The organism is Xanthomonas floridensis (assembly GCF_001642575.1).
Lineage (GTDB): Bacteria > Pseudomonadota > Gammaproteobacteria > Xanthomonadales > Xanthomonadaceae > Xanthomonas > Xanthomonas floridensis.
In genome coordinates, this window is sequence record NZ_LXNG01000007.1 from 1 (window position 1) to 12,075 (window position 12,075).

General features: G+C 63.3%; 6 protein-coding genes and 1 pseudogene. 3 read left to right on the forward strand and 4 right to left on the reverse strand.

The genetic code is table 11. The features are described 5' to 3' along the window. From A7D17_RS23585 to A7D17_RS04545, 3 genes and pseudogenes are all read left to right on the forward strand, one after another. Window positions 1-146 (forward strand): annotated as a pseudogene (locus tag A7D17_RS23585) (IS110 family transposase); the annotation flags it as partial. A 125-nt stretch (window positions 147-271) separates the two neighbouring features. Then, window positions 272-679: an MGMT family protein gene (locus tag A7D17_RS04540; RefSeq protein WP_064508105.1), complete on the forward strand. Its 408-nt coding sequence runs from the start codon at window positions 272-274 to the stop codon at window positions 677-679. 40 nt (window positions 680-719) lie between these two features. Beyond that, window positions 720-1,409, forward strand: coding sequence for a rhomboid family intramembrane serine protease (locus A7D17_RS04545; protein ID WP_064508104.1), 690 nt, complete (start codon window positions 720-722; stop codon window positions 1,407-1,409). A 425-nt stretch (window positions 1,410-1,834) separates the two neighbouring features. Here A7D17_RS04545 and A7D17_RS04550 read toward each other — a convergent pair whose 3' ends face one another. The 4 genes from A7D17_RS04550 to A7D17_RS04565 all read right to left on the reverse strand — a co-directional run bounded on the left by A7D17_RS04550 (window position 1,835) and on the right by A7D17_RS04565 (window position 11,844). Next, complete coding sequence (locus A7D17_RS04550; protein WP_064508016.1) at window positions 1,835-3,847, reverse strand: M13 family metallopeptidase; 2,013 nt, start codon at window positions 3,845-3,847, stop codon at window positions 1,835-1,837. Between the two features lie 184 nt (window positions 3,848-4,031). Beyond that, window positions 4,032-6,131 (reverse strand): M13 family metallopeptidase, encoded by a 2,100-nt coding sequence (locus A7D17_RS04555; RefSeq protein ID WP_064508017.1) that lies wholly within the window; start codon window positions 6,129-6,131, stop codon window positions 4,032-4,034. A 305-nt stretch (window positions 6,132-6,436) separates the two neighbouring features. Beyond that, a complete protein-coding gene (locus tag A7D17_RS04560; RefSeq protein WP_064508018.1) occupies window positions 6,437-8,539 on the reverse strand; it encodes a M13 family metallopeptidase in 2,103 nt (700 codons plus the stop codon). 254 nt (window positions 8,540-8,793) lie between these two features. Next, on the reverse strand, window positions 8,794-11,844 hold the full coding sequence (locus tag A7D17_RS04565; protein ID WP_064508019.1) for a TonB-dependent receptor: 3,051 nt from the start codon (window positions 11,842-11,844) through the stop codon (window positions 8,794-8,796). Window positions 11,845-12,075: the final 231 nt, after the last annotated feature.

Here is a 12,075-nt window from a genome sequence, read left to right on the forward strand (position 1 = left end):
TCAACCCGTCGCTGCGCGAGTTTTATCAACGCCTACGTGCCAAGGGCAAGGCTGGCAAGGTGGCTCTGGTGGCGGCCATGCGCAAGTTGCTGGTCATCCTCAACGCCAAGATGCGGGATCAACTGGCGGCTGCCGCCACCAGTTGATCAAGACAGTTGCTCTCCTGGGGGGAGAGGGGCTTGTAGTTTCTCCCTTGCGAGGCCTGTCACTTGCCTTTGCTTGGAAGGATTCGATGCGCACACTGATGTCCATCAGCTGGCATGCTTGCGCGATGTCGACATCTCGCCGTTCAATGCCGCCTCCATCTGCCAGGCCTGCCAGGCGAGTCGCCTCCGAGGGAGAGGCGTTGTCCGGCGAGCAGGCGCGGCTGCGAATTCTTCAGGTGATCCACGCGATTCCGGCGGGCGAGGTCGCCGGTTACGGGGAAGTTGCTCAGCGCGCCGGCCTGCCGGGCCGTGCGCGGCTGGTGGCGCGCGTGCTCAGCGGCAACGATGACCCGCAGCTGCCATGGCATCGGGTGCTGCGTAGCGATGGCCGGATCGCCTTTGCGCCTGACTCGCCCGGCTACGATAAGCAATGCCAGCGCCTGCGTGCCGAAGGCGTGCCAGTGGTGCAGGGGCGCGTGCGGCGTGCCACGGCCGCGCAGCGGTTGGATGCGGCCGTGTGGGGACCTTCATAAGCCTGCCGTTATCATGGGCAGCATTCCGAAGGATGCCGCCATGCCTCAATTGCCGCCCGTCACCAAAGCATTATTGATCGCCAACATCGGCTTGTTCCTGCTGCAATGGGCGGTGGGCGACCTGGGCGCCGGCGTGCTGCCATCCGATAGCGTCCTGTCATGGCTGATGCTGTGGCCGCTGTCCAACGGCTTCGATGCGTTCTCGCCGGGCGCCAGTTTCATGCCATGGCAGTTGCTGACCTACGCCTTTCTGCATGGTGGCTTCAATCATCTGTTCTTCAACATGCTGGCGCTCTTCATGTTCGGTGCGCCGCTGGAGCAGACCTGGGGCCAGAAGCGCTTTCTGACCTATTACCTGGTGAGCGTGGCCGGCGCCGGTGTGTGCCAATTGCTGATGGCCTGGTTGACCCAGAGCGGTGCGCCGGTGGTCGGAGCATCCGGTGGTGTGTTCGGTCTGCTGCTGGCCTACGGCATGCTATTCCCCAATCAGCGCGTGATGCTGCTGTTCCCGCCGATCCCGATGAAGGCCCGCACGTTCGTCATTGTGTTCGGTGCGATCGAATTGTTCCTGGGCGCAACCGGTTGGCAACCGGGCGTGGCGCATTTTGCGCATCTGGGCGGCATGCTGTTTGGCTGGTTGATGATCCGCTATTGGCGTGGCCAGCCGCCGTTCGGTGGTGGCAAGGGCGGCCGCAAAGGGCGCAAGCCGCCGCTGCGCGTGGTGCGTTGAGGTGCCGGATGTGTTGCGTCCGGGGGAGCGGCTCCGGTCACGAAGAGGCCTATCGGTAATGCCTTAGCGCGGCCCGCGGCGCTCATGGAATCGGTTGTGCTGGATTGGGCGGGACATCGGAAGGGCGGGTAAATGCATTCTCTGCATAACCCGGTAGGAGCTGCCCAGGCCGCGAAAAGGCCTTGCTGGTAATGCCCATCGCGGCCTGGGCCGCTTCTACACGGTGGTTGGTTGGATTGCGCGTGACGTTGAACGTGTGTGGTTAGCGGGTGATCCGCATGCCCCGCAGGAGCGGCCCAAGCCGTCATGTGACTCTGTCGATATTGCCCGTCGCGGACGGGGCCGCTCCTACGGAATTTCGCAGGCAAGGCACAAAAAAAGAGCGCGGATTCCGCGCTCTTTTTCATTGCCGCCAGCTGGGTGGATCAGCGCCAGATCTTGATCTGGTCCGCGTCCACGCGCTGCATCGGCTGGCCGGCCTTGCAGCTGAAGGCCGCACCGAATTCCGGCAGGTTGGACAGCGGGCCATTGGTGCGCCACTGGCCCGGTGCGCGGATGTCGGCGCTGGCGCGCTGCACCGCTTCGTTCGGCGACAGCTGCTGTGCCCACAGGCCGGCCCATGCAGTGAAGAACGCCTGCTTGTCGGCCTCGTTGGCCGCCGGCTGCGCCTTGCTGAAGGCCTGCCAGGCCAGTTCGACGCCGGCCAGGTCGGCTAGGTTTTCTTCGGCGGTCTGCGCGCCGTTGACCTTGACGTTGGGCACGCCCGGGTACGGATAGGCGGCGAACTGGTTGGCGACCTTGCCGGTCAGCTGGGTCCAGCTGCTCTTTTCGGCCGGCGTCCACCAGCTGCGCAGCTCGCCCTTGGCGTCGACCAGCGCGCCCTTGGCATCGATCGCACGGGTGAGTTCGTGCGCGACCAGCGCGCCGTAGGCGCCGTACTGGGCCGCCGGGGTGCTGCCGGTGCTCAGCACCGGTGCCTGCAAGACGGCGGCGGTGACGATCAGGCGGTTCTGCGCGATGTCGTAGGCCACCGCCGGCTGCTGCGGCAGCACGTCCCAGCGACGGTCCGCATTGCCCTTGCCGATGCGCTTCATCTCTTCGCGGTGACGCCAGGTCGAGGCGATCAGCATGTTGCCGCCGAAGCTGCCGCGGCCCATCGGCTGCACGGTGTAGTCCAGGTCGCGGCGCGGTGCGCCGACTTCGATCTTGGTCGCGGCCAGCTTGGCCTTGGCCTCGGCGATCACCTCACCGTTGCCCCAGCCGGTGCGCTCCAGCGCGGCCAGCTGCGCATCGCGGACCTGGTCGGCGATGGCCTCGGCCTGGCGGCGGGTATCGCTGCTCAGGTAACGCGCCACGTATTCGCGGCCGAGCATCGGGCCGGCGGCCACATTGATCGCGTCCAGCACCTGCTGCCAGCGCTGCGGCGGCACGGCGTCGCCACGCAGCAGACGGCCGCGGAACTGGTATTCGGCATCGTGGAAGCTCTTGGACAGGTAGGGCGCCATGGCATCGCCCACGCGCCAGCGCAGGTAGGCCTTCCACTGTTCCGGCTTGATGCTGACGATCATGCTGTCGAGCTGCTTGAACATGGCCGGGTCGGCCATCGACACGAGGTCGTCCTTGACGCCCTGCGCTTCCAGGAAATCGGCCAGGCGCAGGTTCTTGTACTGCTTGGTCAGTTCCTTGGTGGCGATCGGGGCGTAGTTGTTGAACGGGTTGTTGATCCCCTGCACCGACTGCGCGCTACGCGCCAATGCGGTTTCGATCTGCAGCACCGAAGCGGCATCGGCGTCGAGCTTGTCGGCGGCGGTGCCGGTCAGCGCCAGGATCTGCTTGACGTAGGCGCGGTAGCGGCCCATCAGCGCCTGCGTGTCGGCATCGGTGCGGGTGTAGAACGCCGGGTCGGGCAGGCCCATGCCGCCCTGCATGAAGTAGCCGATATGGCGGTCCAGCGCCTTCAGGTCCACGTCCGGGCCGAAGTTGAAACCGACCGGGATGCCGACCTGATGCAGCGCGGCGATCGAAGCGGGCACGTCCTTGGCCTTCTTGATCGCGTCGATGCGCGACAGCAAGGGGGCGATCGGGTTGGAGCCGTCCTTTTCCACCGCCGCCTCATCCAGGCCGCTGGCCCAGAAATCGCCGAGCAGCTTCTGCACGTTGCCTTGCGGCGCCTTCATCGATGCGTCCAGCAGCTCGCGTTGCTGCTGCAGGGCACGCTCGGACAGCTGGCCCAGGGCGGTGACGGCACCGGCCTGCGGCACCGGGTTGGCCTTGAGCCAGCCGGCGTTGGCGTAGTCGTAGAAATCGGTGCAGGCCGCAGACACGGCCGGCGCCTTGGGGGCTGCCTTCTTCTTGCGAGCGGCGTCGGCGTCGGGAGCGGACAGCAGCGTGATCAGGCTGAAGCCAAGAGCGAGGGCAAGCGGGCGAATGGTGGGCATCGAGAAGAAGGGTGGCCAGAGTAAAGTCGGCGGAGTTTAGCAAGGCCGCGCCTCGCGCAGGCGGGCAGACGCCGCCGTTCGTCATCGGTACCGGCCGTCTGCATGAATGCGACAGGCCCGCGTGCGCGGGCCTGTGCGTCCTGCCACTGTGCTGGAAGCGCTTGCAGCCGCTGGCTGCGCGGACTTACCAGATCACGACCCGGTCCTTCTCTGGCCGCACCATCGCATCGCCCGGCTTGCAGGCGAATGCGCTGGCGAACTGCGGCATGTTCGAAGGCGGCGCAATGGCGCGCAGCTTGCTGGGCGCGTGCGGGTCCGAGGCCAGGTAGACCATCTGCTGCTGTTCGCGTACGCGTTGACGCCAGCTGCGCGCAAACGCCAGAAAGAACCGTTGATCGGGGCTGTAGCCGTCGATCGCCTTTGCCCGCTCGGGATGCTGATGCAGGGCGGTCTGCAGCGCGTCGTAGGCCACGTTGGTGCCACCCAGGTCGGCGATATTTTCGCCCAGGGTGAGCTTGCCGTTGACGTGCAGCGTCGGGTGTTTGGGTAGTGGGGTGTAGGCATCGAACTGGTCGACCAGCTGCGCGCTGCGCTGCTCGAACTTGCGTCGATCCTCGGCCGTCCACCAGTTGACGTTGTTGCCTGCACCATCGAACTGGCTGCCCTGGTCGTCGAACCCATGTGTCGCTTCGTGACCGATCACCGCGCCGATGCCGCCGTAGTTCAACGCATCGTCGGCGCTGGCGTCAAAGTACGGCGGTTGCAGGATCGCCGCGGGGAAATTGATGGAATTGGTGCTGGGGTCGTAATACGCGTTGACCGTCTGCGGGGTCATCTGCCAGCGTTTGCGGTCAGTCGGTTTGCCGATCTGCGCGATGTCGTAGCGATAGTTGAACTTGGCCGCGGCCTGCAGATTGCGGTAATACGCGCCGGGGACGATCTCCAATCCGGACCAGTCGCGCCAGGCATCCGGATAGCCGATCTTGGGCAGGAAGGTGTTCCACTTGGCGATGGCCTTGGCCTTGGTTTCCGCGCTCATCCAGTCGACGTTTTCGATGCGCGTCTTGAGCGCGGCGCGAACGTTGTCCACCAGTTCGCTGGCGCGCTGCTTGGCCTCGGGCGTAAACACCTTGGCGACGTAGAGTTGACCCACGCCTTCGCCCATTGCGCCATTGACCGCGCGCAGGACGCGCTTCCAGCGTGGCAGTTGCTCTGGCTGCCCGGAGAGGGTCTTGCCGTAGAAAGCAAAGCGATTGTCGACGAATGCCTTGCTGAGTTGCGCGGCTGCCTCATCAATCGCATGGAAGCGCAGGTAAGCCTGCCACTGCGCGATCGGCGCAGTGGCCAGTTCATGATCGAACGCAGCGAAAAAGCGCGGCTGCGCCAACGAGAAGCCCTTGCCGACGTCCACGCCCTGGGTGGCGAAGAAGTCTTTCCACGGAAAGTGCGGCGTGAGCTTGTCCGCCTCGGCGAGACTGACCAGGCGATACTGGTTTTTCGGCTCACGCGCCTCCACCGGCTTCATCGACGCGGCAGCCAGACGTGTTTCGAGTGCCAGCACATCGTTTGCCTGCGTCTTGGCCACGTCGGCAGAACTGCCGGTGAGTTCGAACGACCTGGCGATGTAGGCCAGATAGGCGGCGCGGATGGATGCGTGCTCGGCGTCGGTGTAGTAGTCCTTGGTTGGAAGGCCCAGGCCGCTTTCCTGGGTAAACGCAATCTGCATGTCGGCATTGTGGAAGTCTGCGCCGGCCCCGAATCCGAACACCTGTCCATCGCCTTCGCCATGGCGGCTGATGATGTAACCGGCGACATCCTTGCCCGACTTCAATGCGGCAATGGCGTCCAGTTGTGGCTGGATCGGCTGGGCGCCTGCCGCTTCGATGGCAGCTTCGTCCATGCCGGTGGCATAGAGCGTTCCGATTTTTTGCTCCAGCGGATTTGCAGCTTTGCCTGGCTGTGCGGCCGTTTCGACAATGTTGCGCTGAATGGTCATGCTTTTTTCGGTCAGGATCTCGTCCACGCCCCAACTGGTGCGATCGGGCGGAATCGGATTGGCGTTCGCCCATTTGCCGTTGACGAATTCGTCGAGGTTCTGGCAGGCGCTGGCTGCTGGGCCGAGTTCGCTGATGTCGAACGCAGGCGTTGCCGGCGTCGCAGGGGCAGCCGCAGGTGTCCGGGGTGAGGCGTTTGCCTGCGTGCCGGTGTCCTCGGCGTTGCGCTTGCAGCCTGTCAGGGCCACAACCAGGGCAAAGGCGAGCGTGGAAGTCTTGAGCAATGGCATGAACGTCAGCCGCAGTGAGGGGCAAGGACGCTGAGCATAAGCGGGCGCGAGCTTGCCTGCGCACGCGTTGAGCTTTGTTGAGGCTTGTGTGCCGCTACCGTTATGCATGCAGTCCCAGTGGTGTGCAGTGTGCGGCGGGGGCGGCGTTCGGATGCCTGCGGCGTTGGTTGAACTGCTGTGACTCGAAACGAATGTGGCTCGCCAGCGTGATTCGCCTGCCGAGCAGAAGAACGATCCGAAGAATCCCAAAAAAAACGGGCGACGATCTTGCGATCGCCGCCCGCCTGATTTACCGCAATGTGCAATTACCAGATCACGACCTGCTGATCGCCCTGGCGCACCATCGCATCGCCCGGCTTGCACGAGAACGCGGCGGCAAAGGCCGGCATGTTCGACGGCGCACCGATGGCGCGGAAGTTGGCCGGGGCATGCGGGTCGGTCTTCAGGCGCACCACCAGTTCTTCCGGGGTGAAGTTGCGGCGCCACACCGTGGCCCAGTTGAGGAAGAAGCGCTGGTCGCGGGTGATGCCGTCGGTCTTGGGGTCGTCCTTGCCCGCGGTGGCGGTCTTCATCGCGTCGTAAGCGGTGTTGAGGCCGCCCAGGTCGGCGATGTTCTCGCCCAGGGTCAGGTCGCCCTTGACCTTGTCGCCCGCCGGCGTGCGGTAGCCGTCGAACTGCGCCACCAGCTTGCCGGTGCGCGCCTTGAACGCGTCCAGGTCCTTCTGCGTCCACCAACCCGGATCGGGGATGAAGTTGCCGTCGGCACCGAAGCGGCTGCCCTGATCGTCGTAACCGTGGGTCATTTCATGGCCGATCACCGCACCGATGCCGCCGTAGTTCATTTCCTCCGGCGCATTCGGGTCGAAGAACGGCGGCTGCAGGATCGCGGCCGGGAACACGATCTCGTTCTGCAACGGGTTGTAGTACGCGTTGACCGTCTGCGGGCTCATGCCCCATTCGGTCTTGTCCACCGGCTTGCCGATCTTGGACAGGTTCCACTTGTAGTTGAACTCCTGCGCGGCCAGCACGTTGCCCAGGTAGCTGTCGCGGCTGGTGGCAAGGCCGTTCCACTCGCGCCACTTGTCCGGGAAGCCGATCTTGGGCGTGAAGCTTTCCCATTTGGCAATCGCCTTGGCCTTGGTCTCCGGGCTCATCCAGTCCAGCTTTTCGATGCGCGCCTTCAATGCGGTGCGCAGGTTGCTCACCAGTGTTTCCATCTTGGCCTTGGAATCGGCAGGAAAGGCGACCTTGACGTACATCTGGCCCAGCGTCTCGCCAGCCTGGCCATTGATGGTGGCCAGCACGCGCTTCCAGCGCGGCTTGATTTCCTTCTGGCCGCGCATGGTCTTGTTGTAGAACGCGAAGTTCTCATCCACGAACGGCTGGCTCAGGAACGGCGAGGCGCCATCGACGGTGTGGAAGCGCAGGTAAGCGCGCCAGATCGCCGGGTCGGTATCGGCGATCATCTTGCTCACTTCCTGGTGGAAGGCCGGGATTGCCAGCGAGAACATCTCCGGCGTGGCCACACCCTGCGACTTGAAGAACTCGGTCCACGACCAGTTCGGGGTCAGCTTGTCGGCCTCGGCCGGGGTGACCGGGTTGTAGGCCAGCTTGGCGTCGCGCGACATTTCGGTGCTGGTCTTGGAGACCTTGGCCAGGCGGGTCTCGAACGCGACCACTTGCTTGGCCTGCGCGGCGGCATCGGCCGCGGCCACGCCGGACAGCTCCAGCACCTTGGCGATATGCGCCTGGTAGGCCTCCAGCTTGGCCTTGTTGCCGGCACTGGTGTAGTACTCCGGGTCCGGCAGGCCCAGCCCGCCCTGCATCGCGTAAGCGATGTTCTGGCTGGACTTGTTGAAGTCCGCCTCGGCGCCGAAGCTGAAGAGATCGTTATTACCCTTGGCGGCGCTGCTGCGCAGGTAGTCCACCAACTTGGCCTGGTCGCTGATGGCGTCAATGGCGGCCAGTTCCGGCTTCAGCGGCTCGATGCCCTGGGCATTGATCTTGGCTTCGTCCATGCCGGTGGACCACAGGTCGCCGACGATCTTTTCCACGCCGGTGGCGCCGGTATCGGCGGCGGCCTGTTCGGCCAGCTGCTGCTGGATCGCGTTGGAGCGCTCGTCGAGCATCTCGAACGCGCCCCAGCTGGTGCGATCGCCCGGCACCGGGTTGGCCGCCAGGAACTTGGCGTTGGCGTAGGCGTTTAGGTCGGTGCAGGCGTTGCCGTTGGCGTCCAGATCGGCCGCGGTGAAGCGGTTCACGGCCGGCAGCTTGCTCTGGTCCAGGGTCAGGGTCTTGGGTGCGGCAGGCGCGGCCGCTGCGGTATCGCCAGCCGGGGCCGCAGGTGCGGCGTCGTCGGATTTCTTGCAACCGCTCAGCGCGGCCGCCACGGCCAGGGTCAGCGTCAATAGATGAGGTGTTCGAATCACAAAGGCTCCAGGAGCAACAGTCGATTGGGGGGCTCCGTCACCACAGAGCCGTGACGGCACTCTACCGTTCTGTACGATTCGGCGCATGGGTGTCGAAGGTCATGGATGCGGGATGAGGCCACCGACGTCCGCTGGCCTTGGCACGGTCCGCTGCGGTCTGGTTAAAAAAAACGGCCCCTTGCGGGGCCGTGGAGAACATGCAGCACAGTGGCTGCAGAAGCCTTGCTCAATGCTTAGAAGTCGTACGACGCCGACAAGCGGACAAAGCGCGGCGGATTGAAATACGTGCCCATGCCGTAGGTGTTGGACACGGTGAAGCGATCGTCTCCGTAGACAGCTTCGGTACGGGTCTCGTCACGGTCGTTGATGATGTTGAAGACCTGTAAGCCAATGGCAAGCTTGTGGTCGGCAAACGCCGGGCGATAGGTCACGCCCAGATCCAGATTGGTCAGCCAGGGAGTCCGGCCTGCATCACCCGGACGGGAAGGCGTACCGGCGCAGTAGTGGTACCCGGACTCATAGCCGATAGGATCCTGTTCGCCCTGGCCGAAATAGCCCAGGCAGGACTTGGGCGTTCCCGACAGAACCCGAAGGGTCGCCGATGCCATCCACTCGGGCGTGAACTGATACGCGCCAAACGCCTTGAGCTGGTGACGGCGATCATTGGCCAGGCTGCCGCCTGCGTAGTACATCAACTCTGCCGAATCCCAGTCCTGGGTTTTGGAAACGTCCGCCTGGCCAAGATCCGATTTCACCTGGCCTTCAGTGTTGCCGTACAAGTGCGACCAAGTGTAGTCCACGCGAGCAAACCACTTCTCATCGAAAGGATGTTCCAGGAACAGGTCCACCGACACATAGTTGCGCTTGGCACCGCTGGTGAAGCCCCAGTCGTCCTGGGACATGCGCACCTGGGTCCGACCAGAACCATCGGTATTAGCGAGGTTATAGGTATTGGTTTCGCCCGGATTAAACATCACGCACCCCGGAATTGCCACCGATGAAGAATCAATGCCGCTCGCCTCCAGCTTGTCTGCCATCTTGCCGGTATCGCAGACGTCGTCGATGGCGGTCTGCAGTTTGCGATAGGTCACTTTCGCGCCGGAATTCCACTTCTCGCCAAGCGTCTTTTCAAAGCCGACCAAGAATTCGTCCTGATACTGCGACTTCAGATCGCTGGGTGCGAAGGAGTTAGGATCAGGCGTCAGTCCATACTCTCCATTCGAGGAGACCGGGCCGGGGCCCAAAGCCCTCAGGCCAGTCGGCTCGCCATTGGCATCCAGGCCGCTATAGGCGAAATATTCGTCTGTGTAGGTGGACGCCGATGCGCCACGGACGGCCACGCTGTTGGGCAGCGCCAGATAGTAACGTCCGGCGTTTGCATACAGTTTCAACGACGAATCACCGAACACGTCCCAGCTCACGCCCAGGCGCGGAGCCCACTGGTCACCACTGTCGACATACGGTGCGCCTGCGCTATTGAAGTTGGTGAACTTGTCGTTGCGGATGCCTAGCAGCACCAGCCAGTTGTCACTCACCTGCCAGCGATCTTCCAGGTAGTACGCCTTCTGTTCCACGGCCATGCTGGTGGTGGTAGTGAAGATGCGCCGTTGCGCGTAGTAACCGTCGCCCCCGGAGGGCCCGACACCCAGACTCGGGCGGATATCGACGTTGGGATTGGATTGGCGGGCAAACAGCCACTGGTATCCCGGGCCGGTAGTCCGTACACCTTCGTCGGAGGCGTTGAAGTACATGTTGTCCACACCGGCGGTCAGGTCATGGCTGCCGAGCCGGTATTCGAGTTCAAGCCGCAGGCTGCGCGTCTTGTTCTGCGGACGATCGGCCTTGGTGCGGTTGCTGGCCTGGTCGTTGGTGATGGGCGTGCCGCCGGTCAGCGCCGGATTCTGGTTGGTCACGTTCTGCAGATAAGGCAGTGCCGAAACGTATGGGTTGGCTTGCAGATTGTCCTGCCGGCTACGGCCCCAGGTAGCATTCAAGGTCAGGTCATCCGTCAGGTACCCGGTGTACTTGAAGATGTCGTAGCGGTCCTTGATCTTGTAGGTGTCGGCAAACGTGCCGCTGCGGCCGCCGCCGGACAAGGTGTCGTAATCGAAATCGGTGTAGTAACCGGCGCGGCGATCGGTGCTCTCGATGCGCGTGTATTCGAGGATGTTGCTGTCGTTGATGTTCCAGTCGATCTTGCCGTAGAACTTGGGCGCGCTGTAAGAGTAGTTGTTACGTCCCAAGACGCTGGCTGCGCTCGAGTTAGTGGACACGCCATCTGTCTTGTCCGATTCGCCCGCAACGAAGACGAACAGCTTGTCCTCGATCAATGGGCCGCCTGCGTAGGCGCTGTAGACGGTACGGGTGGCACCATCGTCCTTGCGGCTGCGATACAACGTGCCGGGCTGGTCGGCGTTGGTGTACTCAAATCCGTCTGGAAGCGTGTTGTTGGGGAAACGCACGTTCTCGGGCGAGCTCGCCAGCGACTTGGGTTCCCAAACGGCCTGTGCACCGAAATGCCATTCGTTGGTGCCGCGCTTGCCGACCTGGTTGATCACACCGCCGGTGGAGCGGCCGTAGCGAGCGCTGTAACCACCGGTGTAAGTCTCTTGCTGGTCGATCGCACCATAGGGAAGGCTGACGCCGCCGAGATTGCTGAGCGGATTGCTGACGTTGAATCCATTGATGTAGTAGGCGTTTTCGGTGACGCCGGCGCCGCCGAACGAAACCACCGAACGTGAGCCGTTATCGAATGCGCCGCTGCCGGCAACGGCGCCGGGTGCCAGTAGTGCGATTGCTTCGGCGCTGCGTCCAAGCGGGAGGACCGCAAGCTGTTGGGAGGTAATGACCGATCGTGCGCTGGTGGAGCTAACATCGATCTTGGGCGCGTTGGCAGCGGTGACCGTGATCGCACCAAGCGTGGTGGCATCCGCATTGCTGCCCGCGGCGCTGGCGCCAGCGAACGAGACTTCGGTGCCGGAACCCACGCGCAGCTGCACATTCTTGCGGGTATCGATGACCTGGTCGCCGCGCTTCAGGGTGACGGTATACGCGCCCACTGGCAGCGAGCCAAGGTTGTAACGGCCATTCGCATCGACAGTGATGGTGCGGCTCAGACCGGTGTCGCTTTGCACAACGATGGTGCTGCCGGCTTCAGAGGGAGCGCTACCGTAGATGCTGCCGGTGGTGCTCTGTGCATAGACCGCGCCATTGCTGAGGCAGGCGCCGAGAACGGCGGCAAGGGCGGTGCGTTTGAGAACGTTGCGACGAAATTGCTTGCTCATTCCTGACCTTTCACTGGAATTCGGTTAAGGGGCGGTCACCGGGGAGTCAGATGGCCTTAACCAGAACGTAATGAACCTATGCTCTCCAGTGCAACCAAAGACGGCTATTCATTAACGAATTAAGTCAAATCCGCACTAAAAATGTGGAATTCAGCACAATCTTCCTGTGATGCAGCGGTGCGGCGAGCGATCTCGACAATAACCTTCGCGATATTGGTTACATCTGGTACA